This window comes from Streptosporangium sandarakinum (assembly GCF_013409935.1).
Classification (GTDB): Bacteria; Actinomycetota; Actinomycetes; order Streptosporangiales; family Streptosporangiaceae; genus Streptosporangium; species Streptosporangium nondiastaticum.
In genome coordinates, this window is sequence record NZ_JACCCO010000001.1 from 1189062 (window position 1) to 1213857 (window position 24796).

Annotated in this window: 21 protein-coding genes; 14 read left to right on the top strand and 7 right to left on the bottom strand. The window is 73.9% G+C overall.

Annotated features, from left to right (window positions below):
* Positions 1-3: 3 nt before the first annotated feature.
* Complete coding sequence (locus tag HDA43_RS05160) at positions 4-825, top strand: adenosylcobinamide-GDP ribazoletransferase (RefSeq protein ID WP_179818574.1); 822 nt, start codon at positions 4-6, stop codon at positions 823-825.
* 7 nt (positions 826-832) lie between these two features.
* Here the strand turns inward: HDA43_RS05160 and HDA43_RS05165 are convergent, their stop codons facing one another.
* The 3 genes from HDA43_RS05165 to HDA43_RS05175 all read right to left on the bottom strand — a co-directional run bounded on the left by HDA43_RS05165 (position 833) and on the right by HDA43_RS05175 (position 3303).
* Positions 833-1756 (bottom strand): CPBP family intramembrane glutamic endopeptidase, encoded by a 924-nt coding sequence (locus HDA43_RS05165; RefSeq protein ID WP_179818575.1) that lies wholly within the window; start codon positions 1754-1756, stop codon positions 833-835.
* Positions 1757-1809: 53 nt separating this feature from the next.
* Entirely contained in the window at positions 1810-2877 is a 1068-nt protein-coding gene (locus HDA43_RS05170) for a DUF1648 domain-containing protein (protein WP_179818576.1), read from the bottom strand.
* Positions 2878-2955: 78 nt separating this feature from the next.
* Positions 2956-3303 carry a GntR family transcriptional regulator gene (locus HDA43_RS05175; RefSeq protein ID WP_179818577.1) on the bottom strand — a complete coding sequence of 116 codons (348 nt, stop codon included), beginning with the start codon at positions 3301-3303 and terminating at the stop codon, positions 2956-2958.
* 128 nt (positions 3304-3431) lie between these two features.
* On the opposite strand from HDA43_RS05175, the gene HDA43_RS05180 reads away from it, so the two are divergent.
* From HDA43_RS05180 to HDA43_RS05220, 9 genes are all read left to right on the top strand, one after another.
* A complete protein-coding gene (locus HDA43_RS05180) occupies positions 3432-4919 on the top strand; it encodes a leucyl aminopeptidase (RefSeq protein WP_179818578.1) in 1488 nt (495 codons plus the stop codon).
* A gap of 217 nt (positions 4920-5136) precedes the next feature.
* Positions 5137-6516 (top strand): dihydrolipoyl dehydrogenase, encoded by a 1380-nt coding sequence (gene lpdA, locus HDA43_RS05185; RefSeq protein ID WP_179818579.1) that lies wholly within the window; start codon positions 5137-5139, stop codon positions 6514-6516.
* Positions 6517-6555: 39 nt separating this feature from the next.
* A complete protein-coding gene (gene sucB / locus HDA43_RS05190) occupies positions 6556-8001 on the top strand; it encodes a 2-oxoglutarate dehydrogenase, E2 component, dihydrolipoamide succinyltransferase (RefSeq protein ID WP_179818580.1) in 1446 nt (481 codons plus the stop codon).
* A 238-nt stretch (positions 8002-8239) separates the two neighbouring features.
* Positions 8240-9133 carry a TIGR01777 family oxidoreductase gene (locus HDA43_RS05195; protein ID WP_179818581.1) on the top strand — a complete coding sequence of 298 codons (894 nt, stop codon included), beginning with the start codon at positions 8240-8242 and terminating at the stop codon, positions 9131-9133.
* A 51-nt stretch (positions 9134-9184) separates the two neighbouring features.
* A complete protein-coding gene (locus HDA43_RS05200; protein ID WP_179818582.1) occupies positions 9185-9922 on the top strand; it encodes a Type 1 glutamine amidotransferase-like domain-containing protein in 738 nt (245 codons plus the stop codon).
* A 28-nt stretch (positions 9923-9950) separates the two neighbouring features.
* The gene (gene lipB, locus HDA43_RS05205; protein ID WP_179818583.1) at positions 9951-10628 is read left to right on the top strand and encodes a lipoyl(octanoyl) transferase LipB; all 678 of its coding nucleotides are present in this window, start codon (positions 9951-9953) and stop codon (positions 10626-10628) included.
* Positions 10629-10786: 158 nt separating this feature from the next.
* Positions 10787-11716, top strand: a complete 930-nt coding sequence (lipA, locus tag HDA43_RS05210) for a lipoyl synthase (protein WP_179818584.1) — start codon at positions 10787-10789, stop codon at positions 11714-11716.
* A gap of 176 nt (positions 11717-11892) precedes the next feature.
* Complete coding sequence (locus tag HDA43_RS05215; RefSeq protein ID WP_179818585.1) at positions 11893-12573, top strand: DUF4191 domain-containing protein; 681 nt, start codon at positions 11893-11895, stop codon at positions 12571-12573.
* Positions 12574-12588: 15 nt separating this feature from the next.
* On the top strand, positions 12589-13395 hold the full coding sequence (locus HDA43_RS05220; RefSeq protein ID WP_179818586.1) for a class I SAM-dependent methyltransferase: 807 nt from the start codon (positions 12589-12591) through the stop codon (positions 13393-13395).
* 33 nt (positions 13396-13428) lie between these two features.
* On the opposite strand, the gene HDA43_RS05225 is transcribed toward HDA43_RS05220, so the two are convergent.
* Positions 13429-13890, bottom strand: coding sequence for an RDD family protein (locus tag HDA43_RS05225; protein ID WP_179818587.1), 462 nt, complete (start codon positions 13888-13890; stop codon positions 13429-13431).
* A gap of 251 nt (positions 13891-14141) precedes the next feature.
* On the opposite strand from HDA43_RS05225, the gene glnA reads away from it, so the two are divergent.
* From glnA to HDA43_RS05240, 3 genes are all read left to right on the top strand, one after another.
* The gene (glnA, locus tag HDA43_RS05230) at positions 14142-15566 is read left to right on the top strand and encodes a type I glutamate--ammonia ligase (protein WP_179818588.1); all 1425 of its coding nucleotides are present in this window, start codon (positions 14142-14144) and stop codon (positions 15564-15566) included.
* A 299-nt stretch (positions 15567-15865) separates the two neighbouring features.
* Positions 15866-16642 carry a C40 family peptidase gene (locus HDA43_RS05235; RefSeq protein ID WP_179822801.1) on the top strand — a complete coding sequence of 259 codons (777 nt, stop codon included), beginning with the start codon at positions 15866-15868 and terminating at the stop codon, positions 16640-16642.
* A gap of 12 nt (positions 16643-16654) precedes the next feature.
* Entirely contained in the window at positions 16655-17629 is a 975-nt protein-coding gene (locus tag HDA43_RS05240; RefSeq protein ID WP_246423910.1) for an LLM class flavin-dependent oxidoreductase, read from the top strand.
* Between the two features lie 161 nt (positions 17630-17790).
* On the opposite strand, the gene HDA43_RS05245 is transcribed toward HDA43_RS05240, so the two are convergent.
* Both HDA43_RS05245 and HDA43_RS05250 read right to left on the bottom strand, forming a co-directional pair.
* On the bottom strand, positions 17791-19053 hold the full coding sequence (locus HDA43_RS05245) for a hypothetical protein (protein WP_179818589.1): 1263 nt from the start codon (positions 19051-19053) through the stop codon (positions 17791-17793).
* 162 nt (positions 19054-19215) lie between these two features.
* Positions 19216-22257: a bifunctional [glutamine synthetase] adenylyltransferase/[glutamine synthetase]-adenylyl-L-tyrosine phosphorylase gene (locus HDA43_RS05250; RefSeq protein ID WP_179818590.1), complete on the bottom strand. Its 3042-nt coding sequence runs from the start codon at positions 22255-22257 to the stop codon at positions 19216-19218.
* Between the two features lie 389 nt (positions 22258-22646).
* Here HDA43_RS05250 and HDA43_RS05255 point away from each other — a divergent pair, with 389 nt between their 5' ends.
* Positions 22647-23519 carry an alpha/beta hydrolase gene (locus HDA43_RS05255; protein WP_312873023.1) on the top strand — a complete coding sequence of 291 codons (873 nt, stop codon included), beginning with the start codon at positions 22647-22649 and terminating at the stop codon, positions 23517-23519.
* A gap of 273 nt (positions 23520-23792) precedes the next feature.
* Here HDA43_RS05255 and HDA43_RS05260 read toward each other — a convergent pair whose 3' ends face one another.
* Positions 23793-24518: a hotdog fold domain-containing protein gene (locus tag HDA43_RS05260; RefSeq protein WP_179818592.1), complete on the bottom strand. Its 726-nt coding sequence runs from the start codon at positions 24516-24518 to the stop codon at positions 23793-23795.
* Between the last annotated feature and the right edge of the window lie 278 nt (positions 24519-24796).

Sequence of the window (24796 nt, forward strand, 5' to 3'; positions counted from 1 at the left end):
GTCATGTCCGCAGGCCCCTCCTCGCCCCGCCCGTCCACGTTCGCGGACGGGCTCCGCCTGGCCGTCGGCACGCTGAGCGTCCTGCCGGTCCGGTCGCCGGTGGTGGTCGACCGCCGGGCCGCCGGGGTCGCGATGACGGCCGCGCCGTTCGTGGGCGCGCTGCTCGGGGCGATCGGCGCCGCCGTGCTCGCGGCGGCGCTGTGGGCGGGGGTCTCGCCGCTCCCGGCGTCGGTGATGGCCGTGGGCTCCCTGGCGCTGCTGACCCGGGGCCTGCACCTGGACGGCCTGGCCGATCTGGCCGACGGCCTGGGCAGCGGCAGGCCCGCGGACCGCGCGCTGGAGATCATGAAGCGGTCCGACATCGGCCCGTTCGGCGTCGTGACGCTGGTCCTCACGCTGCTGCTCCAGGTCGCGGCGCTGGAGGAGGCGGCCTCGGCGGGGCTGGGGCCGGTCGCACTGGTGACGGCCTGCGCGGCGGGGAGGCTGGCGCTCACCTGGGCCTGCCTGCCGTCCGTCCCGCCGGCCCGCCGGGACGGGCTCGGCGCGACGGTCGCGGGCACCGTACGGCGCGGCGCCGCGCTGGCGGTGACCGCGCCGGTGCTCGCCGGGGTGACGGCCCTGGCGTACGGCGTGGCGTGGCGTGGGCCGTACGCCGTGCCGTGGGGGTGGTTCGCGCCGGCCGTGCTCGCCGGGCTCCTCGCCGCCTGGGCGCTGCGGCGCAGGGCCGTGCGGCGGCTGGGCGGGGTCACCGGTGACGTGCTCGGCGCGCTCGTGGAGGTCGCGGCGACCGCCGCGCTGCTGGTGTGCGCGGCGGTCGCGGGCTGACCGTCGTTCAGACGGCGACCAGGTCGGGCGCGGTGACCGGGCGGAGCCGGAAAAGCGCGGCGGTCAGCACGGCGATCAGTGCCGAGCCGACCAGGCCGGTGATCCCGGCGACGACCAGGTCGGGCGACGCGGCGGCGTCGCCGACCAGCACGACGAGACCGGCCGAGGCGTTCAGCGCCCCGTGGCCGACGACCGCGGGCCAGACGCTGCCGGAACGCAGGCGGAGCCAGCCGAGCAGGGAGCCGAAGGCCACGCAGAAGATGACGAACATGGGCGCGGCCCACGCGCCGAGCTCGGGATAGTTGTAGCCGCGCAGGGTGAGCGGGGCGTGCCAGGCGCCCCAGATCACCCCCGAGGCCAGCAGCGCCCGCCAGGTGCCCAGCGGCATGAGCCTGGGCAGGAGCCAGCCGCGCCAGCCCCACTCCTCGCCGAAGGCCGCGATCGAGTTGATCAGCGGGGCGATCAGGAAGACCGTGACGCCCTGGATGAGGGCCATGATCGTGAGGTCGGGCTGCGCGGCCTGCCCCTGGCCCGCGCGGAGGAGGCTCTGGCGGAACAGGCTGAGGCCGTCCAGGTCGACGGAGAGCAGCCCGAGGGCGGCGCTCAGCGCGATCGCCATGATGGTGAGGACGGGAACGCCGAGCCAGGCCGTCGCGACCAGCCCGAGGGTGCGGCCCCGGCGCTCGCCGAGGGTCAGCCCGGTGCGGCGGGCCCACTCGCGCGGGGAGGTCCCGGGTTCCCCGCGGCTCCTGCCGTACAGCCACACGGCCAGGACCCCGAAGGTGGGGGTGAACATCAGCACGATGCCGACGACCGTGAACAGCGGGGAGCCTATGGGGGCGTCGGCCAGCCAGACGGGCAGCGCGGCCAGCCAGGACAGGGCGAACGTGACGAGCAGGAACAGCGGGAGGCCGGCGGATCTGCGTGGCATGACGTCGCCTTTCGTGACTTCGGGGGCTGGGGGGATCGGGCCGTCCGGGTGGGTCACGCGGCGGCCTCCTCGGCGGCGTAGGCGTTCAGCAGGGCCGCGGCGCGGTCGGCGTCGTCGACGGAGACGACGAGCTCACCGCCGCCGGCCCGCCGGACGACCAGGCATTCGCCGCCGCGCACCATGACGGCGAGCCGCCCGGTGCCGGGCAGGCCCCGCAGGCCCCAGCCGCCGACCTCGATGGGGCTGCGCCGCTCCGCCGTGGCCCACGCGATCTTTCCGGTGGGGACCCGGAACGCGGGCCAGGAGAGCGGGCCGAAGCCGACGCGCAGCCCGTCCGGGCCGACGCGGACGCGGACATCGCTTATCAGGGACACGATCACCGCCAGGGGCAGCAGCGGCAGCATGGCGGCCCAGACGGTCTCCCCGACCGGCGCCCCCAGGACGAGGAACGCGCCGGAGACCGCACCGGCCAGCAGCATCGCGGCCGACAGCCACAGCAGCCAGCGGTTGGTGGCGCGGCCGGCCCAGACCGCCCGCTGCCCTGGCCGCAGCCGCATGGCCGGCGCGTCCCCGGGTTCGACCGGCCGGTCGGGCTCGCCCCGGCCGAGGTAGCCGGCGAGCGCGCCGGTCACGGCGGCCGTGCCGAGCACGGCGGGGACCGCCCAGCCGGGCATCGCGGCCTGCCGCCAGTCGGCGACGTCGAGGTTGGCGAGGAGGATGGAGCCCGAGACGCCCAGGGCGAACACCGACCCGCCGACCAGGAAGCCCCACCAGCCCGCCCGTCCGCCCCGGCGGTTCAGCACCTCGCCGTGGGCGGCCGAGACGAGCAGGAACACCCAGGCGACGCCCCAGACGACCAGGCTCGGCGCGAGGCCCGCGCCGAAGGACATCGCGCTGTCGGGACCGGCCGATTTCCAGTGCGTGGCGAGGGGGTCGGGCAGGCGGTCGCGCAGCGCGAGGGGAGCGGCGATCAGGGCCGCGCAGACGAGCGTGCCCCAGACGGCCGCGACGGTGAGGGCGGTCCGGCGGCCCCGGACGGGGACGCCGGACCGCCCGGCTGCGGAGCCGGTACGGCCTGCGCCGGCCGGGATGTCGCCCCTGCCGGGGTTTCGGAAGGTCATGGCGTCTCCTCGGTCAGATGGGGGTCGGGTGAGGGCCGGGCGCGGCCCGGCGGGAGGGGCGCCACCACGGGGGCCGGCTCACGACAGCTCCCGGATGATGTGGATGACCTCTTCGGGGCCGTAGCCGTACCGGTCGGCCTCGGCGAGCAGCTCGCGCGCCGCCTCCTGCAGCGCCGCGCGCGCGTCGGGCCTGCTGAGCACGCTGACGCCGCGCCCGCGGCGGAACTCCAGCAGGCCCTCGTCCCGCAGCTCGCGCAGCGCCCGCAGCACCGTGTTGACGTTGATCCCGAGCGCGCCCGCCAGGTCACGGGCGGGCGGGAGCCGGTCGCCCGGGGCGTAGGAGCCCTCGGCGATGGCCCGCCGGATCGACCCGGCCACCTGATCGTGCAGGGGACGGGGATCGTTCAAGTCCAAAGTGAGCAGCATGGTGCTAGTTACAGTAGCACCATGCTCTTGATGGTGCTAATAAAAATGGTTTCATCCGGGGACTCACCGATTCGTAGGACGAACCCGCGTTTACGGGTTGGCCCCAAGCACGACTAGCATCGGGCGACGTGACCACTGTGCGGCTGAACTCAACTGACAACGCTGTCTCGTTTGATACCGATGCCCTGGTCGTCGGCGTCCACAGCAGCCCCGACGGTCCCGTCCCCGCTCCGGGGGCCGAGGGCCTCGACGACGCGCTCGGCGGCCGGCTGGCCGCGACCCTCGGCGCCATGGGCGTCAAGGGCAAGGCGGGCGAGATCGCGAAGGTTCCGACCTTCGGCGCGCTGAGCGCCCCCCTCCTGGTCGTCGCCGGTCTCGGCGACGCCCCCGAGGGCGACCACGACCCCGAGGTGCTGCGCCGCGCCGCGGGTGCCGCGACCCGCGCGCTGGCCGGGACCGCCCGGGCCGCGGTCGCCCTGCCCGCCGCCGACGCCGGGCGGACCGGGGCCGTCGCGCTGGGCGCCCTGCTCGGCGCCTACTCCTTCGACAGGTACCGCACCGGCGACGCGCCGACCGCCCCGGTCGGCGAGCTGACCGTGCTGAGCCGCGCCGAGGACGCCCAGGCCGCGGTCGACCGCGCCGTCACCGTGGCCGAGTCGGTCTCCCTCGTCCGCGACCTGGTCAACACCCCGCCCTCCGACCTGTGGCCGGCCCGCTTCGCCGAGATCGCCCAGGAGACCGGCTCGCAGGCGGGCCTGTCGGTGGAGGTCCTCGACGAGAAGGAGCTCAAGGAGGCCGGGTTCGGCGGCATCGTCGCCGTCGGCCAGGGCTCGGCCAACCCGCCGCGCCTGGTCCGCCTCGCCTACCGCCACCCCGAGGCCACCAAGCGGGTCGCCTTCGTCGGCAAAGGCATCACCTTCGACTCCGGCGGCCTGTCCCTCAAGCCCACCGCCTCGATGGACTGGATGAAGTCCGACATGGGCGGCGCGGGCGCGGTCTTCGGCGCGCTCGTCGCGATCGCCAGGCTCGGCCTGAAGGTCAACGCGGTCGGCTACCTGTGCCTCGCGGAGAACATGCCGAGCGGCACCGCGCAGCGCCCCTCCGACGTCTTCACCAGCTACGCCGGCAAGACCGTCGAGGTCCTCGACACCGACGCCGAGGGCCGCCTGGTCCTGATCGACGGCATCGCCCGCGCCGCCGAGGACGAGCCCGACGTGATCGTGGACGTCGCCACGCTCACCGGCGCCCAGATCGTGGCGCTCGGCTGGCGTACGGCCGGCGTCATGGCCAACGACGACGCGCTGCGCGAGACCGTCGTCGAGGTCGCCGGCGAGCAGGGCGAGGCCGCCTGGGGCATGCCCCTGCCGGAGGAGCTCCGCAAGGGCCTGGACTCCCCCGTCGCCGACATCGCCAACCTGCACCCCGAGCGCTTCGGCGGGATGCTGACCGCGGCCATCTTCCTGCGGGAGTTCGTGCCCGCCGGGGTGAGCTGGGCGCACATCGACATGGCCGGTCCCGCCTTCAACAAGGGCGAGCCGCACGGCTACACCCCCAAGGGCGGCACCGGGGCGATCACCCGGACCCTCGTGGGCATAGCCGAGCGCTACGCGGGCTGACCGGCACACCGCCCCGGACGGTGCCCGCGAGCGGGCGGCGCGCGGGGCGGACAAATGAAAAGATGCGGTCGCCGGGGCCCGGCCGACGGGCCGGGTCCCGGCGCGAGCGGCGGTCCGCACCCCGCGGGGCGGACGCGTGCGGCGCACCCGCGCCGTTCGCGGGGCGGGCCGGGCACGACCGTGAAGACGGTATTTCGATCCGACAAGGAGCTTTCCTGTGGCTGATGGCAGCGGCCCCTACGACATCGTCGTCCTGGGGGGCGGCAGCGGGGGGTATGCCTGCGCTCTGCGGGCCGCCGAGCTGGGCAAGAGCGTCGCGCTGATCGAGAAGGACAAGATCGGCGGCACCTGCCTGCACCGGGGGTGCATCCCCACCAAGACCCTCCTGCACTCGGCGGAAGTGGCCGACGAGACCCGGGAGAGCGCGGCGTTCGGCGTCCGGGCCCGTTTCGAGGGCATCGACATGAACGGCGTCCACGCGTTCAAGGACAAGATCGTCAACCGCGCCTGGAAGGGCGTGCAGGGCCTGCTCAAGAGCAAGGGCATCACGATCATCGAGGGTGAGGGCCGCCTGGTGGGCCCGAACCGCGTGGCCGTCGGCTCGGAGGTCTACGAGGGCCGCAACATCGTGCTGGCCACCGGCTCGGCGCCCCGGACGCTGCCCGGCCTGGAGATCGACGGCGAGCGGGTCATCACCAGCGAGCACGCCCTCAAGCTGGACCGCGTTCCGAGCTCGGTGGTCGTCCTGGGCGGCGGCGTCATCGGCGTGGAGTTCGCCAGCGTCTGGCGTTCCTTCGGCGCCGAGGTGACGATCGTCGAGGCGCTGCCGCACCTGCTGCCCCTGGAGGAGGAGTCCAGCTCCAAGCTGCTGGAGCGGGCCTTCCGCCGCCGCGGCATCAAGCAGGAGCTGGGCGTCTTCTTCGAGAGCGTCAAGACGACCGACACCGGCGTGGTCGTCACGCTCGCCGGCGGCAAGACCCTCGACGCCGAACTGCTGCTCGTCGCCGTCGGCCGCGGCGCCGTCTCCTCCGGCATGGGCTTCGAGGAGGCCGGGATCGCGATCGAGCGCGGCACCGTCGTGGTGAACGAGTACTGCCAGACCAGTGTCCCGGGCGTCTACGCGGTGGGCGACCTGATCCCCACCCTGCAGCTCGCCCACGCCGGTTTCGCCGAGGGCATCCTGGTGGCCGAGCACATCGCCGGGCTGAACCCGGTGCCGATCGACTACGACGGCGTGCCGCGGATCACCTACTCCGACCCCGAGGTCGCCTCGGTCGGCATCACCTCCGCCCAGGCCCGGGAGCGCGGCCACGAGATCGTGGAGTTCACCTACGACCTGGCGGGCAACCCCAAGAGCCAGATCCTGCAGACGCAGGGCGCGGTCAAGGTCATCAGCGAGAAGGACGGCCCGGTGCTCGGCGTGCACATGGTCGGCCGCCGCGTCGGCGAGCTGGTGACCGAGGGTCAGCTGATCTACAACTGGGAGGCCCTGCCCTCCGAGGTCGCGCAGCTGATCCACGCCCATCCCACCCAGTCCGAGGCCGTCGGCGAGGCCATGCTGGCCCTGGCCGGCAAGCCGCTGCACGTCCACAACTAACCACCGGCCCTCACTCGGAAAGCACGAGAGAAGACACCAATGCCGAAGTCCGTACAGATGCCCCAGCTCGGCGAGAGCGTCACCGAGGGCACCGTCACCCGCTGGCTGAAGAAGGAAGGCGAGCGCGTCGAGGCCGACGAGCCGCTCCTCGAAGTCTCGACCGACAAGGTCGACACCGAGATCCCCTCCCCGGCGTCGGGCGTCCTCACCAAGATCGTCGTCGGTGAGGACGAGACCGTCGAGGTCGGCGCCGAGCTGGCGATCATCGACGAGGGCGGCACGGCCGCCGCGGCCCCGGCCCAGGAGGCCGCCCCGGCCCCCGAGCCGGAGCCGCAGCCCGAGCCCGAGCCCGAGCCGGCCCAGCCGATCTCGTCGATCCCGCAGCCCGCCCCGCAGGCGCCCGCCCCGGCCCCGCAGCCGCAGGTCCAGGCTCCCGCCCCGGCCCCGGCCCCCGCGCCGCAGGCCCCGGCTCCGCAGCAGGCGCCCGCCCCGCAGCAGCAGGCCCCGCAGGCTCCGGCCGGCGAGAGCCCCTACGTCACGCCGCTGGTGCGCAAGCTCGCCAGCGAGCACAACGTCGACCTGGAGACGCTGAACGGCACCGGCGTCGGCGGCCGCATCCGCAAGCAGGACGTCCTGGAGGCCGCCCGCAACCAGCGCGAGCAGGTCCAGGCTCCCGCCCCGCAGGCCGCCGCCCCGCAGGCGCAGCAGGCCCCGCAGGCCGCCGCCCCGGCTCCCGAGCCGGTCGCGGTGGACACCACGCTGCGCGGCCGCACCGAGAAGATGTCGCGGCTGCGTCAGACCATCGCCAAGCGCATGGTGGAGTCGCTGCAGGTCTCGGCCCAGCTCACCACCGTGGTCGAGGTCGACGTCACCAAGATCGCGCGGCTGCGCGACCAGGCGAAGGCCGAGTTCCAGCGGCGCGAGGGCGTCAAGCTGTCGTTCATGCCGTTCTTCGCCCTCGCCACCATCGAGGCGCTCAAGCAGCACCCGAAGCTGAACGCCACGATCAACAGCGAGACCAACGAGGTCACCTACTTCGACGCCGAGCACCTGGCCTTCGCGACCGACACCGAGCGCGGCCTGATCGTCCCGGTGATCAAGGACGCCGGTGACCTCAACATCGCGGGCCTGGCCCGCAAGATCGCCGACCTGGCCGAGCGCACCCGCACCAACAAGGTGAGCCCGGACGAGCTGACCGGCGGCACGTTCACGCTGACCAACACCGGCAGCCGCGGCGCGCTGTTCGACACGCCGATCCTCAACCAGCCGCAGGTCGGCATGCTGGGCACCGGCGCGGTCGTCAAGCGCCCGGTCGTCGTGGACACCCCCGAGGGCGAGGTCATCGCCGTCCGCTCGATGGTGTACCTCGCGCTCAGCTACGACCACCGCCTGGTCGACGGCGCCGACGCCGCCCGCTTCCTGACGACGATCAAGCGTCGCCTGGAGGAGGGCCGCTTCGAGAACCAGCTGGGCCTGAACGCCTAGTCACTCCGGTTCCCCGTTCCGGGCCGGTCCGCGTCACGCGGACCGGCCCGGTCCGTTTCTCCCGGGACCCCGGCGGCCCGGGTTCCGGTACGGCCGCGCCCGGCTGCCCCGGAATCCCCGGTCGCCGCCACGGCGCCGCGTGCCCGCCGTCCCCGGGTTCCGGTACGGCGGCGCCCGGGTGAATCCGGCGGCCTCCGCCTTCCGAAGACCGGAGGGGAGGTCGATTACATTGGACGGTATGACGATCATCGTGACCGGCTCGTCCGGCCTGCTGGGATCCGCCCTGGTCCGGTCCCTGCGGGCCGACGGCACACGGGTGGTCAGGCTCGTACGGCGGGCGCCGCAGGGCCCGGACGAGGCGTTCTGGGACCCGGCGGAGGGGACTCTCGACCCGGCCGTGCTGGAGGGCGCCCGCGCCGTGGTCCACCTCGCCGGGGCGGGCATCGGCGACCGGCGCTGGAACGAGGAGTACAAGCGCGAGATCGTCCGCAGCCGGGTGGAGGGGACCGCGACCGTCGCCAGGGCCCTGGCGGGGCTGCCGGCCGGGCCGGCGCTGCTGTCGGCCTCGGCGACCGGCTTCTACGGCGACACCGGCGACCGTGAGGTGGACGAGACGTCCCCGGCGGGCTCCGGCTTCCTCGCCCGGGACGTGGTGGTGCCCTGGGAGGCCGCGACCCGGCCCGCCGCAGAGGCGGGCGTCCGGGTGGCGCTGCTGCGCACCGGGCTGGTGCTGAGCCGCGACGGTGGCCTGCTGACCAGGATCCTGCCCCTCTTCCGGGCCGGGACGGGCGCCCCGCTGGGGTCGGGCCGGCAGTACATGTCGTGGATCTCCCTCGACGACTGGGTGGGGGCCGTGCGGTACATTCTGAACGACCCGGAGATGTCGGGGCCGGTCAACCTCACCGCGCCGGAACCGGTGACCAACGAGCGGTTCACCAGGGCGCTCGGGCGGGCCGTGCACCGGCCGACGATGCCGGTGGCCGTACCCGGCTTCATGTTGCGCGCGGTCCTCGGCGAGTTCGCCGAGGAGGGCGTGCTGATCGGCCAGCGGGTGCTGCCGCGGCGGCTGCTGGAGGCGGGGTACTCGTTCCGGCATATCCGTCTCGACGACGCACTCGCCGCCGTACTCTAGGGTCCGTTTCGCCAGGGTCCGTTTCCGCCGAAGTCACCGGGAGATCAACATATGGGCAGGTCCGGGCAGTCGCACATCCTCGCCATCGGGGGCGGCTCCTTCCGCCAGACCGAGCGTCACGGGTTCATCGAGGCGAGCCCTCTGCTGCGCTACGCCCTCGACCTGACCGGGCAGGACCGCCCCAGGCTGGGCCTGCTGGCCACCGCCACGGGTGACGACGCCGACTGGCTGCTGAAGATGTACGGCGCGTTCCGCGACTGGGACGTCGAGGTCAGCCACCTGACCGTGTTCCCGATGCCCAACGTCGCCGACCCGCGCGAGTGGATCCTCAGCCAGGACGCCATCTACGTCAGCGGCGGCAGCGTGGCCAACCTCGCGGCGCTGTGGCGGCTGCACGGCCTGGACGACGCGTTCGCCGAGGCGTGGCGGGCGGGCGTGGTGCTGTCCGGGCAGAGCGCCGGGGCGCTGTGCTGGCACGTGGGCGGCAACACCGACTCCTTCGGCCCCGAGCTCCGGGTGTGGGCCGACGGCCTCGGGCTGCTCCCCTACTCCTGCGGCGTGCACTACGACTCCGACCCGCAGCGCCGCGAGCTGCTGCACGGGTCGGTGGCCTCGGGCGAGCTGCCGGGCGGCTACGCCGCCGACGAGGGCGTCGGGCTGCACTACGTCGGCACCGAGTTCATCCAGGCCGTCACCGTCTCCCCGAAGGGCTACGCCTACCGGGTCGAGCACGACGGCGCCGGAGGGGTCAAAGAGCTCCGCATCGAGCCCCGGCTTCTCACCGCATGAGCGGGGCCGGGTCAACTACTCTTGGTACGTGAGTGACCTGGCGATAGTCCGTCTCGGTGTCGACTTCCCCTACGAACAGGCTTGGGATCTTCAGCGGCGGCTCCACGCCCGCCGGGTGGCCGGTGAGATCCCCGACACCTGCCTGCTGCTCGAACACGCGCCGGTCTACACGGCCGGCAAGCGCACCGCCCCCGGCGAACGGCCCACGGACGGCACCCCGGTCATCGACGTCGACCGGGGCGGCCGGATCACCTGGCACGGTCCCGGCCAGCTCGTCGGCTACCCCATCGTCAAGCTCGGCGGGCCGCTCGACGTGGCCTCCTACGTCCGGCTGCTGGAGGAGACCCTGCTCGGCGTCTGCGCCGACTTCGGGGTGCCCGCCGTACAGGTGCCGGGGCGCAGCGGCGTCTGGGTGGCCGGCGACCCGTCGCACGGGCTGCCGGACCGCCGGGTCGGCGCGGTGGGCATCCGGGTGTCGCGGGGCGTGACGATGCACGGGTTCTCGCTCGACTGCGCCAACGACCCGAGCTGGTACAACCGGATCGTCCCGTGCGGGATCAGCGACGCCGGGGTGTCCTCGCTGTCGGCCGAGACCGGCCGCCGGATCGTGGTGGACGAGGTCACGCCGTACGCCGAGAAGCGCCTGGCCGAGGCGCTCGGCGCGCGGGCCTTCGAGCTGTTCGAGGAGGACCTCTTCCGCCGCTAGGCGCGCCGGTGGGGCGGCCCGGGAGGCGGGGCCGGGGAACCTCGGGCCGGGGGCGGGGTCCGAGGGCCCGATCCGCCGCGCGGGGCGGGCGGCGCGCCGCAGGTCGCCACGGGGTACCGGGTGCGTCCGCTGTCCGCCGGGGACATAAGCTGAATGGCGTGACCGTTGCTCCTGAAGGCCGAAAGCTCCTCCGCCTGGAGGTTCGCAACAGCCAGACCCCCATCGAGCGCAAGCCCCCGTGGATCAAGACCCGGCTGAAGACGGGCCCTGAGTACACCGAGCTGAAGTCGCTGGTGAAACGCGAGGGTCTGCACACGGTTTGCGAAGAGGCCGGCTGTCCTAACATCTACGAGTGCTGGGAGGACCGCGAGGCCACGTTCCTCATCGGCGGCGACCAGTGCACCCGGCGCTGTGACTTCTGCCAGATCGACACCGGAAAGCCCGCCGAGTACGACACCGACGAGCCGCGCAGGGTCGCCGAGTCGGTCCAGCAGATGGGCCTGCGCTACGCCACCGTGACCGGCGTCGCCCGCGACGACCTGCCCGACGGCGGCGCGTGGCTGTACGCGGAGACCGCCCGGCAGATCCACGCGATGGTGCCCGGCTGCGGCGTCGAGCTGCTGGTGCCCGACTTCAACGGCGACCAGGCCCAGCTGGAGGAGGTCTTCTCCGCCCGGCCCGAGGTGTTCGCCCACAACATCGAGACCGTGCCGCGGATCTTCAAGCGCATCCGTCCCGCGTTCCGCTACGAGCGGTCCCTGGAAGTGATCACCAAGGCCCGGCGGGCCGGTCTGGTGACCAAGTCCAACCTGATCCTCGGCATGGGCGAGGAGCGCGAGGAGGTCCTGCAGGCCATGCGCGACCTCCACGAGGCCGGGTGCGACCTGCTGACCGTCACCCAGTACCTCCGCCCCACCCCGCGCCACCACCCGGTGGACCGCTGGGTGAAGCCGGAGGAGTTCGTCGAGCTGCAGAAGGAGGCCGAGGCCATCGGCTTCGCCGGGGTCCTGTCCGGCCCGCTGGTCCGCTCCTCCTACCGCGCCGGCCGTCTGTACCAGCAGGCCATCGAGGCCCGCCAGAACGCCTGAGGCCGCCGTACGGCCCGCCGTACCGCCGCGTGCCCGCGCCGCCGTACGGCTCCCGGCCGCGCCTGCCGTGTGCCCGCGTCACCGTGTACCCGCGGCGGCGCGGGCGGGGGCCGGGCCGGTCGGCCATCAGGTCACGTTTTCATCTCTTGCCCACTCGATTTGTATCCTTCATAACTATGGCGAAGAAGCCCGAAGACCAAGAGCGCCCGGGGCGCGTCAAGCAGCTCCGCATGATCGCTCAGATCATCAAGCAGGCCAACCCCAAGGGGATGCCGATCGTCTACGCGTCGGCGCTCGGCACGCTTGTGCTGTTCGTCGTGCTCGGTCTGGTCACGGGCTGGTTCTGGTACCTCCTCCTCATCGGGGTGATGGCGGCCCTCATCGTCGGGCTGGTCGTCTTCGGCCAGCTCGCCCAGCGGGCCCAGTACTCCATGCTGCAGGGCCAGCCGGGCGCCGCCGCGGCGATCCTGCAGAGCATGCGCGGCAACTGGGAGGTGACCCCGGCCGTCGCGGTCAACCGCGACCAGGACATCGTGCACCGCGTGGTCGGCTACCCCGGCATCGTCCTGGTCTCCGAGGGGCCGGGCTCGCGGGTGCAGCGGATGCTCGTCGCGGAGAAGAAGCGCGTCCAGCGGGTCGCGCTCGACGTCCCGGTCTACGACATCCAGTCCGGTGACGGCGAGGGGCAGATCCCGATCGGCAAGCTGCAGCGGCACCTGATGAAGCTGCCGCGCAACCTCAAGAAGCCCGCCGTCTACGAGGTCAACAACCGGCTGAAGGCGCTCCCGCAGACGCTGCCGATGCCCAAGGGCCCGCTGCCGCGCGGCGGCCGGATGCCCCGCCCGAAGATGCGCTGACGGGCCGGCCCGCCGATGGACCTCGCAGGGGTGGCACGACACCGGGTGGACGCCGCCGGCACCTCCCGGGCCAACCGCGGCTGGTGGGACTCCGCCGCCGACGACTACCAGGCCGAGCACGGCGGGTTCCTGCGCGACGCGGGCTTCGTCTGGTGCCCGGAGGGCCTGGACGAGGCCGACGCGCGCCTGCTGGGCGACGTCGAGGGCAAGGACGTCCTGGAGATCGGCTGCGGAGCCGGGCAGTGCGGCCGGTGGCTGGCCGCGCGGGGCGCCAGGGTCGCGGCCTTCGACCTGTCCTTCCGCCAGCTCCAGCACTCCCGCCGGATCGACCTGGGCGGCGACGGCGGCGAGCCGCTGCCGGTGGTCCAGGCCGACGCCGAGGCCATGCCGTTCGCCGGGGAGTCGTTCGACCTGGCGTGCTCGGCGTACGGCGCGCTGCCGTTCGTCGCCGACGCCGGGGCGGTGCTCCGCGAGGCCCGCCGGGTGCTGCGTCCCGGTGGGCGCCTGGTCTTCTCGGTCAGCCACCCGATCCGCTGGGCCTTCCCCGACGACCCGGGCCCGCGCGGCCTGACCGCCGACCGGTCCTACTTCGACCGCTCCCCGTACGTGGAGATCGGCGACGACGGGCGGCCGTCCTACGTCGAGCACCACCGCACGCTGGCCGACTGGATCGGGCACGTCGTCGCCTCCGGGCTGGTCCTGGAGGGGCTGGTGGAGCCGGAGTGGCCGGACGGCCACGAGCGCGAGTGGGGCGGCTGGAGCCCGCTGCGCGGCCGTCACCTGCCGGGCACCGCGATCTTCAGCTGCGCCCGGCCCGCCTGACCGCCGCGCCGTACCCTTTCTGCGCCGCGGAGCTCAGATGCGCACGACCACGGTGCCGGCCGTGCGGTCGTGCAGGCCGCGCTGGTCGCGGTCCCAGATCATGGCCGGTACGGCCAGGCAGAGCAGCACGGTCCGCACCACCACGGAGAGGAAGGGCGGCCGTCCGCCGCCGAGCGCGGCGACCCGGATCCCGAGCAGGCGCATGCCGAGGGTCGTGCCGATCGTGCCGACCAGCAGGATGTACTCGGCCGCCAGGACCAGGAGCGGGATCCAGCTTCCCTGGGTGGGGTCGATCCGCAGCAGCCCCTGGGTGATGGCCCAGGCGCAGATCAGCCAGTCGATCACCAGCGCGCCGAGCCTGCGGCCGAACCCCGCGACCGACCCGCTGCCGTGCTCGGGCAGGCCGAGCCGTTCCCCCGGGTGACCGAGGTCGACTCCTGCCGATCGGACGCCGCCGAGCCACGTCTGGGTCCAGCGGGGTTGCCTGCTGCTCATGCCCCAAAGGTATCCGCCCGCGCCGCCGCCCTCGAATCCGCCCGCGCCGGTTACCGGGACCGTACGGACGAGAGTCGGCGACGGGACGTGAAACTCCGGCAAAAGTCGATGTATCAGCGCAACCGGGCGTGTCCGGGCGGCTACCGTGGACGGAGGTCGTGCTTAACATGAGTGAAACAGTCGAGACACGGAGTGGTAACGGCGCAGTCCTACGTTCGGCACTGTCAGCCCGTGTCCCTTGGGAGGTTCGCGTGTTCAACTCCGCCGACGACGTCCTGAATTTCATCAGGGACGAAGGCGTGCAGTTCGTCGACGTCAGGTTCACCGACCTGCCGGGGACGACGCATCACTTCACCTTCCCCGCGGAGAACTTCGGGGCCGGCGTCTTCACCGACGGTCTGATGTTCGACGGCTCGTCCATCCGCGGCTTCCAGGCCATCCACGAGTCGGACATGCTGCTGCTGCCCGACCCGTCCACCGCGGTCCTGGACCCCTTCCGTCAGCACAAGACGCTCAACATCAACTTCTTCGTGCACGACCCGCTGACGGGCGAGGCCTACAGCCGCGACCCGCGCAACGTGGCCCGCAAGGCGGAGGAGTATCTCAAGGGCACCGGCATCGCCGACACGGTCTACTTCGGCCCCGAGGCCGAGTTCTACATCTTCGACGACGTGCGGTTCGAGACCAGCGCCCACTCGAGCTTCTACCACATCGACTCCATCGAGGGCGCCTGGAACACCGGCAAGGCCCAGGACGGCGGCAACCTCGGCTACAAGCCGCGCTTCAAGGGCGGCTACTTCCCGGTGCCGCCGATGGACCACTTCACCGACCTGCGCTCGGAGATGGTGCGCCGCCTCATCGACGCCGGCGTCGAGGTGGAGATGCAGCACCACGAGGTCGGCACCGCCGGCCAGGCGGAGATCGACTTCCGCTTCAACACGCTGCTCAAGTCCGCCGACACGATGATGCTGTACAAGTACATCGTCAAGAGCACGGCGCAGGAGTACGGCCACACGGTCACGTTCATGCCCAAGCCGATCTTCGGGGACAACGGCTCCGGCATGCACTGCCACCAGTCGCTGTGGAAGGACGGCGAGCCGCTGTTCTACGACGAGGTGGGCTACGCCGGCCTGTCGGACACCGCCCGCTACTACATCGGCGGCCTGCTCAAGCACGCCCCGTCGCTGCTGGCCTTCACCAACCCGACGATCAACTCCTACCACCGCCTGGTCCCGGGCTACGAGGCGCCGGTCAACCTGGTCTACTCCCAGCGCAACCGCTCGGCGTGCATCCGCATCCCGATCACCGGGTCCAACCCCAAGGCCAAGCGCATCGAGTTCCGCGTGCCGGACCCGTCCTGCAACCCGTACTTCGCCTTCGCCGCCCAGCTCATGGCCGGCATCGACGGCATCCGCAACAAGATCGAGCCGCCCGAGCCGGTCGACAAGGACCTGTACGAGCTTCCGCCGGAGGAGGCCCGTGACATCCCGCAGGTGCCGGGCTCGCTGCCGGAGGTGCTGGCCGCGCTGGAGGCGGACCACGAGTACCTGCTGGAGGGCGGCGTGTTCACGCCGGACCTGATCGAGACCTGGATCTCCTACAAGCGCGAGAACGAGATCGACCCGCTGCGCCTGCGCCCGCACCCGCACGAGTTCGAGCTGTACTACGACGTCTGATCGGTCGCCGCGCGGCCGGCCTCGCGAGGAGTGACGCGAGGCGGCGCCGCGAGGTCGTGGAATCGAAGAGCCCGTGGGAAGGCCATGCGCCTTGCCACGGGCTCTCCGTATCTCTCCCCCGCTCCCACCGATCCTCTCCCCCTCCCGATGGCTCCTCCCTGCTCCCGCCGATCCCCTCCCCGCTCCCGATGGCTCCTCCCCCGGTTCGGGCGGGTCGGCGAAAGGGACGATCGAGCGCGACCGGCGAGTGGATTAGGCAGAATTGACCTGACTTGCGCCGAGGAGCGGGGGTGAGCGGGATGGCGCGGATCTCGCGGAACGACCCGGACGGCCGGGCCGCGGTGGACACGGCGCGGCCCGGAGGCGGCACCGGACGCCGCGATCCGGCGGCCTCGGCGGACCCGACGGCCGCAGGCGGCCCGGACCGGCGCCGCAGGCGGGCGGTCGCGGCCGTGCTCGCCGGGGTCCTGGTGCTCACCAGCGGTTCCGCGCCGCTCCTGCCGGCCGCCCTGAACCGGGTGACGTCCATCGCCTTCTCGATCGAGGCCGGAGGCCACCGGCCGGGCTGGTCCGGCGGGTCGATCCCCTACTCCTGGGGCGGCGGCCACGACGCCGCACCCGGCCCCTCCTACGGCACCTGCCAGGGCTACACCGGCCGGATCCGGCCCTGCCCGGCCACCACGACCCTGGGCCTCGACTGCTCCGGGCTGGCCAGGTGGGTCTACCACCTGGCCTACGGCCGCGACGTTCTGGGGCCGGGCAACACCGACGACCACGTCAGACGGCTCACCCGGGTGCCGGCCGACCAGGCCCGCCCCGGTGACCTGGTGTTCTACGGCAAGGTCGGCAAGCGTACGGTGAAGACGCACCACGTCGGCATCTACGTCGGCGGGGGTGAGATGGTGAACGCGCTGCGAACCGGCACCGAGGTGCGGATCGACCCGGTCACCGCCGTCAAGGGGCTCGCCGGCTACTTCCGCTACCTGCCCCCCTTGGGGCCCGAGGCGACCCCTCGGATCGGCGCCGTGGACCGTCCCGCCCTCCGTGACCGTCCGGACGCCCTCCCGCTACGGTGAGGATCCACGAAGATGATCTCAGGAGTCCCCATGCGCCTCGGCGTCATGTTCGACCGCGACCTCCCCCCGGAGACGCTCGTCCCCTTCTGCCGCCACCTCGACGCCACGGAGGTGGACGACGTCTGGGTGGTCGAGGACCTCGGCTGGACGGGGGCCGTCTCCTCGGCCGCCACCGCGCTCGCCGTGACCGGGCGGATCCGGGTCGGCATCGGGATCACCCCGGCCCCACTGCGCAACCCGGTCCTGCTGGCCATGGAGCTGGGCAACCTGGCCCGCATGCATCCGAACCGGCTCGCCGCCGGGATCGGCCACGGCGTCCAGGACTGGATGCGGCGGGCGGGCGCGGCCGTGCCCTCGCCGCTGGCACTGCTGGAGGAGACCGTCCTGGCGGTCCGGGCGCTGCTGCGCGGCGAGACGGTCACCACGCGGGGCCGGGCCGTACGGCTCGAGGGGATGCGGCTGGTGCATCCGCCGGCCGTGCCGCCGCCGGTGCTCGCCGGGGTGATGGGACCGCGCTCGCTGGAGCTGTCCGGGCGGGTGGCGCAGGGGACGATCCTGCCGGAGGGGTTCGGCCCCGAGCGGATCGCCGGGGCCCGCGAGCTGATCGGCGCCGGCGGGCGCGGGCCGGCGCTCCCCGACCCGGGCGACGGCGGGCGGGCCGCCGGTGACGGCCCGGAGGGCGGCGACCGCCCGGACGGCGGTGACCGCCCGGACGGCGGCCACGAGGTGGCGGTGTTCACCCACCTGTACGTCGGCGACGACCCCGCGCTGGTCCGCGAGGCCGTCCGGCCCTCCGCCGAGGAAACGGCGTCGTTCCTGGGCATCGCCCCGGACGAGGCGCCGATGGCCGCGGGCACGGCCGAGGAGGCCGCCGAGCACGTCAGGGCGCTGTGGGCGGCGGGGGCCGACACGGTGGTGCTCCGCCCGATCGGCGACGACCCTCTGGTCCACGTGGACCGGATCCTGGCGGCGCTGCGGGACCGCTGACCCGCCCGGCGCGGAGACACCACGGCGGCCGGCCCGCCCGGTGCGAGACACCACGGGGACGGCCGCCGGAACCGCGGGGAACCGTCTCGGGCCGCCGCAGCCGTACCGGCCCTATCCGGAGCGGCGGCCGCGCCTGCCTGGCCGCCGTGGCCGTACCGGCCCTATCCGGAGCGGCGGTTGCGCAGGCCGGTCAGGCGGCGCAGGACGTCCCACCAGAAGGACGCGCCGAACAGCAGGGCGACCACGGTGATCAGGTATCCGGGCCAGTGGCCGGGGCTGATCAGCCGGTCCCACCACGAGGCGCCGTTCCAGTTGAAGGAGGGGTCGCGCTCGCCGTCCGGGGGGATCGTCACGCTCACCAGGGAGTGGTCGAAGATCTTGACCAGCGCCGGCGAGCTGAACGCCTCGGTCACGCAGTCGTACGGCTCGGCGGTGCCGGACACGGCGCACTTCTCCCGCAGCGCCGCGAGGCCCTCGCCGCCGCCTCCCGCGATGGCGGCCACCCCGGCCCGGTAGGCGTTGTCGCGCAGCAGGGTCTTGCCGTACTCCAGGGAGTCCATGCCGAACACCAGCGTCAGCGCCAGCGCGAGGACGAAGATCACCCACTTGACGTAGCGGCGGTACAGTCCGGACAGCCGTTCCATCTCGCCGTCGAACCAGTTCTCCACGCCCTTGCGGAACCGGCCGAGGTCGCGCTGGGCGCTCTCCCAGACGCCCCGCAGGTGGCCGGCCAGCGGGCTGCCGATGGCCTCCAGCTTGGCGAGCAGGCCCTCGACCCCGCCCTCCTCGGCGGCGACCAGCTCCATCACCGCCCCGGAGAACCGCTCGGGCGGGATGTCGGAGATGCTGGTCCGCGCGCCCTTGGGGTGGTCGATCTCACGCAGCCGCTCGTACAGGCGCTCGGTCATGTCCACCCGCGGGGCGGGCGCGGGGTCGGCGGCGGACACGGGATCACCGGTGAATGCGGGAACGCCGACGGACACGGCGTCCGCGGCGGACGTCGTCCCCGCGGGCGCGGCACCGGTGGCGGGCGTTGGACCGGCGGACGCGAGGTCGGTGGGGACGGGGTCGGTGGGGACGGGGTCGGTGGGGACGGGGTCGGCGGGCGTGGGCCCGGAGACGGACACGGCGTCGGGCGCGACGTCGGCGGGCACCGGCTCGACGACCGGTGGCGCGGGCTCCGCCTCGTGGTGGGGGCGCGGGTCGGCGCCGGAGAACGGCAGCCGGGCGAAGACGTCCGTCACCTTCGCCGGAACCCATGACCGGCCGTCCCCCCGGGCGCCGTCCAGGGTGTCGCGGAGGTAGGCCCACAGGAACTTGCTACGGATGCCGAACAGCCGGACGAGGGCCTCGTTGGCTCCGCTCACCATGAGCGAGAGGAACAGGAAGGCAAGCACCAGGCCGATGGCCAGGTCGATGTACACCGATATCAATGTGGATCACCCGCACCGTTGATACACGTCCGTCCCACGGGGCGCAATGGGATCGGCGAAAGAGACGGGGACGACCGGGAGCGGCCACAACGAACCCTCGCCCCGGGACACCACCCCGGGACGGCCCGCGGGCCCGATGTCCGGCGGCGTCGGTCAGTCCTCGTAGAAAGCCCGTTCCATGACGCGCCGGGCGCGGCGGGTGACGCGGCGGTAGTCCTCCACGAAGTCCTCGGTGCCGTCCGGCGGGTAGCCCAGAGCCTGGGAGATGAGCGCGCGCTCGCGGACGTCCACCGGGATGGAGTCGGCGGCCCTGCCCCTGACCAGGACGATGGCGTTGCGGACGCGCGAGGCGAACCGCCACGCCTCGGCGAGCGCGGCCTCGTCGTCGGACGGCAGCAGGTCCTCGGCGACGGCGGCGCGCAGCGCCTCCAGGGTGCGGGTGGTCCGCAGCGACGGCAGCCGCCCGGCGTGGCGGAGCTGGAGGAGCTGGGCCACCCACTCCACGTCGGACAGCCCGCCCGGGCCGAGCTTGGTGTGCAGGGCCGGGTCGGCGCCGCGCGGCAGCCGCTCGGCCTCCATACGGGCCTTGAGTCTGCGGATCTCCCGCACGGCGGTGTCGGGGATGCCGTCGGCCGGGTAGCGCAGCGGGTCGGCCAGCTCCAGGAAGGCGGTGCCGAGCGAGGCGTCGCCGGCCGAGAGCCTGGCCCGCAGCAGCGCCTGCGACTCCCACGGCGACGACCAGCGCCGGTAGTAGGCGGCGTAGGAGGCGAGGGTGCGCACCAGCGGCCCCTGGCGGCCCTCGGGGCGCAGGTCGGGGTCGATGAGCAACGGCGGGTCGGGGGCGGGCAGCGCCAGCAGGCGCCGCAGCTCGTTGGCCACCGCGTGGGCGCCGGCGGTGGCGTCCCGCTCGGCGACGCCCTCCAGGGGCGAGTGGACGAACATCACGTCCGCGTCGCTGCCGTAGGAGGGCTCGGCACCGCCGAGACGGCCCATGGCGATCACCGCGAACCTCGTGCCCAGCGGGGCGCGCCGTTCCATCTCGACCTTGTCGATCGCGGCGTCCAGCGCGGCCTGGAGGGTGGCGTCGTTCAGCGCCGACAGCGCCTGGCCGACCCGTTCGACGTCGAGGTGCCCGGTGAGGTCGGCGACGGCCGTACGGAACAGCTCGCGGCGGCGCAGGCCGCGCACCGCGGCGACCGCGTTCTCGGCCGTCGTCTGGCGGCCCGCCGTGACCCGTGCCTCGCTCAGCAGCGCCTCCGGGGGGCGGGGGGCCAGTTCGGCGTCCGAGCCGAGCATCACCACCGCCTCGGGGGCGTTCAGCAGCAGCCCGGTGGCGTAGCGGCTGGTGCCCAGCAGCCGGGCGAGCCGCTCGGCCACCGCGGTCTCGTCGCGCAGCAGCCGCAGGTACCACGGGGTGGTGCCGAGTTCGTCGGAGACCCGCCGGAAGCCCAGCAGCCCGGCGTCGGGGTCGGGGGCGTCGGCGAACCAGCCGAGCATGACCGGCAGCAGGGTCCGCTGGATCGCCGCGCGGCGGGAGACGCCGCTGGTGAGGGCGCTGATGTGGCGCAGCGCCCCGGCGGGGTCGGTATAGCCGAGCGCCTCCAGCCTCGCCTGGGCCGCGGTGGCCGACAGCCGGGTCTCGGACTCGGGCAGCCGGGCCACGGCCAGCAGCAGCGGCCGGTAGAACAGCTTCTCGTGCAGCCGCCGGGCCTCCATGGCGTGCCGCCGCCAGCGGGCGGTGAACGCCTCCACCGGGTCGCCGGCCATGCCCAGCGCCCGGCCCAGCCGCCGCAGGTCGGCGGGGTCGGCGGGCACGACGTGGGTACGGCGCAGCCGGTGGAGCTGGAGCAGGTGCTCGACCCGGCGCAGGAACGCGTACGCCTCGGCGAGGGCCCTGGCGTCGTCGCGGCCGACGTAGCCGCCGCGGGACAGGGCGGCGAGCGCGGGGAGCGTGGCGCGGCGGCGCAGCAGCGGGTCCAGGCGGCCGTGGACGAGCTGGAGGAGCTGGACGGCGAACTCGATGTCGCGCAGGCCCCCGGGCCCCAGTTTGAGCTGGCGTTCGGCGGCCTCGCCGGTGTCCCTGCGGACGTGGTCCTCGACCCGGCGGCGCATGGCCTGCACGTCCTCGACGAACTTCTCGCGGGTGGCGGCCTGCCAGACCATCTCGTTCGCCGCCTCGACGTACCGCTCGCCGAGCTCGGTGTCGCCGGCGACCGGGCGGGCCTTCAGCAGCGCCTGGAACTCCCAGGTCTTGGCCCAGCGCCGGTAGTAGGCCAGGTGGCTGGCGAGGGTGCGGACCAGCGGTCCGGCCTTGCCCTCGGGGCGCAGCGCGGCGTCCACCTCCCACAGCGCGCCCTCGGGGGTGGTGGCCGAGCAGGCCCGCATCATGCCCTGGGCCAGGCGGGTGGCGTGCCGGACCGCCTCGGTCTCGTCGCCGCCCTCCTCGGCCGGTTCGGCGACGAACACGACGTCGACGTCGCTGATGTAGTTCAGCTCGCGGGCCCCGCACTTGCCCATCCCGATGACGGCCAGCCGTACCGCTTCGGAGCCGGGGTGCTCGGCCCGCGCGACGGCGAGGCCCGCCTCCAGCGCGGCCCCGGCCAGGTCGGACAGCTCGGAGGTGACCTCCGCGAGGGAGGCGGCGCCGGTGACGTCGCGGGCGGCCAGGTGGAGCAGCCGGCCGCGGTAGGCGGCACGCAGCGCCGACAGCGTCTCGGTGCCGTGCCCGGCCGCGCGGGGCCGGGGGTCGCCGGGGTCGGCGCCGACCGCGCGCAGCAGCCCGGCCCGCAGGTCCCGGGAGGCGGGGCGCCGTACGGCCCGCTCGCCGGCGAGGAGGGCGACGTGCTCGGGGTGCCTGACCAGGTGGTCGCCGAGGGCGGCGCTGACGCCGAGGACGCCGAGCAGCCTCGCGCGCAGGCCCGGGTCGGCGCGGAGCGCGCCGAGGAGGCCGGGGGCGGCGGGACCGCCCGGGTCCCCGGGGCCGCCGGGGCCGCTCGGATGTCCGGGGCCGCCGGGGTCCCGCTCGACGAGCCGGGTGAGGGAGGTGAGGGCCAGGTCGGGGTCGGCCGTGCCGACCAGGGCGTCGAGCAGGTCCAGGTCACCGGCCGCCTCGGGTCCCAGCTCACCGAGCAGCCGCTCGGCCCTGGCTCCGTCGGCGAAGCCGAGCCGGGCCAGCCGCCCGGCGGTCGTCTGCATGCGTGGCACGGTCCCCACCGGCCCTCCGTTGTCTCACGGTCACAAGTCGTCTTCACGGTCACGAGCCGTCTCATGGTCACGAGCGGTCTTCACGGTCACGAGCCGTCTCATGGTCACGAGCGGTCTTCACGGTCACGAGCCGTCTCATGGTCACGAGCGGTCTTCACGGTCACGAGTCGTTTCACGGTCACGAGCGCGGGTGACGCCCCGATGGCCCGCCCCGGCGGCCGGAGACGCACGGCGGTGACCTTCAGGACCTCATGACCGGATCTTACGGCGCAGCGCCGCGAGTCCTCCGATGCCGCTTTTCGGGGGATCGTGATGACCGGGTGGTGGCCGGGGTGGCAGACTGGCCGGAACCTGGGTTCCGAGGAGAGCGTGGTGAGCCGGTGAGCGCTGTGAGTCCCGTCTTCGGCGAGGTCGCGGTCCCCGGCGGCGCGCTGCGCGTCGCGCGGTTCGGCACCGGGCCGCGCGTGGTCGTGGCGGTGCACGGCATCACCGCCTCCCTCATGTCCTGGGGCGCCGTCGCCCGGCGGCTGCCGGCCGGCTGGTCGCTCGTCGCGATGGACCTGCGGGGCCGCGGCCACAGCGCCGATCTCCCCGGCCCGTACGGCCTGCCCCGCCACGCCGAGGACGTGAACCTGGTGGCCGACTCGGTGGGCGCGGCGCGGGACATCGTGCTGACCGGCCACTCGATGGGCGCCTACGTCGCCGCCCTCGCCGCGGCAGGCCGCGACTACGCGAAGGTCGTGCTGATCGACGGCGGGCTGCCGCTGCCGCAGGCCCCGGGCGCCGACCCCGACGCGGTGCTCGCCGCCACGCTCGGCCCGGCCCTCACCCGGCTGGAGCGGACCTTCCCCAGCGTCGAGGCGTACGTGGACTTCTTCCGCGCCCACCCGGCCTTCGCGGGCGCCTGGCGGCCGGAGGTGGAGGAGTACGTCCGCTACGACGCGACCGGCCCGGAGGGGGCCGTGCGCTCGCGGGTCCGGGCGGAGCCGGTCCGCCAGGACGGCCGGTGGCTGCTCACCGGGGGTGAGACGATCGGCGACGCGCTGCGCGCGGCGCGGTCGCCGCTGTCGCTGCTGCGGGCGCCGCGCGGGCTGCTGGACCAGCCGGTCGGCATGCTGCCCGAGGAGGTCGCGGCCGTCTGGGCCGGGCGGCTGCCCGGACTGCGCGACGAGATGGTCGACGACTGCAACCACTACACGATCCTGTTCGACGACCGCTGCGCCTCGCTGGTCGCCGACCGGCTGACCCGCTGATCCGCGGGCGCGGAGTCTCCCGGAACGGTCCCCGCGCCGGGGCGCCGCCGGCCGGTGGGGCGGTTCCGGCGGGGCATGGCCGCGCCTTCCTCCGGGAGCGGGCCGCCCGCGCTCTCTGAGGACGGCCGCCCGCCGCGACGGCGGCGGGCGGGTCGAGCGGCCCGGAAAACCAGACGGTCCGGAGAGACCGGACGGTCCGGAGGGATCAGGCGGTCTGGAGGATCCGGCTGTACGGCGGATCAGGCTGTACGGCGGATCAGGCTGTACGGCGGATCAGGCGGGGGCGATCCAGGTGGCCTTGGCGGCGGCGACCAGGGTGCCGTCCACCTCGTACACGGCGCTCTCACCGAAGAGCTTGCGGCCCTCGCGGCCGGTGGCGCGGGCCACCACGGAGTAGGTGCCGCCGGGGTAGACGCGGCGGTGGACCCGCGCGGTGAGGCGGCCGAGCAGGGCGAACTCGCCGGGCTTGAAATGCGCCCAGCCGGTGGCGCAGTCGAGCGCGGCCCAGACGATCGCGTCGGGGACGACGCCGTCGGTGTCGGTGACGGTCATCGGCACCCGCCAGCCGGCGGCCACCAGGCCGGTGTCGGCCACCGGGCCGGGGAAGATCCGCAGGCCGTCGCCGGGCGTGCGCAGACCGCAGGAGAAGCAGCCGGGGAAGGCGTGGGCGGTGAAGCCGGCGAAGCCGCCCTCGGCGCGGGCCGCCTCGTTGAACGGCACGAACCCCGGGGCGTCGAGCTCCTCGGCGACCGAGATGGCCTCCACCAGGAGGGCGCCGTCGTGGGTGAGGGTGGCGGTGTTGGCCAGGTGGCGCAGCTCCAGCTCGGTGTCGAGCGGGGTGGGCGCGTGCAGCGTGACCTCGACGGCCGAGTCGTGCCGGGCGCCGTGCAACGCCTCGGTGACCGTGCCCGCGATCCATCCGCCGTTCGCGGTGCCCTCCGGCCCGCGGAAACGCGCCGGAACGGTCAGCACGGTCTGCAGCTCGGCAGCCGTCGTCATGCCGCACCTCCTATTGCCTTCACGGCGATTGGTTCGTTAAGAAATCGTTTTAAACGGACCGACCGATTTTACCGGAGCCATCGCGTACCCGCCGAATCAGGGGTCCGTGACGTCCCGCCGGTCACGGGCGTTCCCGGCCGCGGGGCGGTCGGCGGGTCTCGCCGGGAGACGCGGATCGCGGCGGCACGGGAGGGCAAGGATAGGGCACCGTGCGGTACTTCCGCGGCCGGATTCCGCACTTCGGTGAGATATGCTGCCCGTCACCGTCGCCTCACCAA

Coding starts and splice junctions, on each gene's coding strand:
- HDA43_RS05160 (WP_179818574.1), top strand. CDS start 4: ATGTCCGCAGGCCCCTCCTCGCCCCGCCCGTCCACGTTCGCGGACGGG.
- HDA43_RS05165 (WP_179818575.1), bottom strand. CDS start 1,756: ATGCCACGCAGATCCGCCGGCCTCCCGCTGTTCCTGCTCGTCACGTTC.
- HDA43_RS05170 (WP_179818576.1), bottom strand. CDS start 2,877: ATGACCTTCCGAAACCCCGGCAGGGGCGACATCCCGGCCGGCGCAGGC.
- HDA43_RS05175 (WP_179818577.1), bottom strand. CDS start 3,303: ATGCTGCTCACTTTGGACTTGAACGATCCCCGTCCCCTGCACGATCAG.
- sucB (WP_179818580.1), top strand. CDS start 6,556: ATGCCGAAGTCCGTACAGATGCCCCAGCTCGGCGAGAGCGTCACCGAG.
- HDA43_RS05195 (WP_179818581.1), top strand. CDS start 8,240: ATGACGATCATCGTGACCGGCTCGTCCGGCCTGCTGGGATCCGCCCTG.
- HDA43_RS05200 (WP_179818582.1), top strand. CDS start 9,185: ATGGGCAGGTCCGGGCAGTCGCACATCCTCGCCATCGGGGGCGGCTCC.
- HDA43_RS05215 (WP_179818585.1), top strand. CDS start 11,893: ATGGCGAAGAAGCCCGAAGACCAAGAGCGCCCGGGGCGCGTCAAGCAG.
- HDA43_RS05220 (WP_179818586.1), top strand. CDS start 12,589: ATGGACCTCGCAGGGGTGGCACGACACCGGGTGGACGCCGCCGGCACC.
- HDA43_RS05225 (WP_179818587.1), bottom strand. CDS start 13,890: ATGAGCAGCAGGCAACCCCGCTGGACCCAGACGTGGCTCGGCGGCGTC.
- HDA43_RS05235 (WP_179822801.1), top strand. CDS start 15,866: ATGGCGCGGATCTCGCGGAACGACCCGGACGGCCGGGCCGCGGTGGAC.
- HDA43_RS05240 (WP_246423910.1), top strand. CDS start 16,655: ATGATCTCAGGAGTCCCCATGCGCCTCGGCGTCATGTTCGACCGCGAC.
- HDA43_RS05250 (WP_179818590.1), bottom strand. CDS start 22,257: ATGCAGACGACCGCCGGGCGGCTGGCCCGGCTCGGCTTCGCCGACGGA.
- HDA43_RS05260 (WP_179818592.1), bottom strand. CDS start 24,518: ATGACGACGGCTGCCGAGCTGCAGACCGTGCTGACCGTTCCGGCGCGT.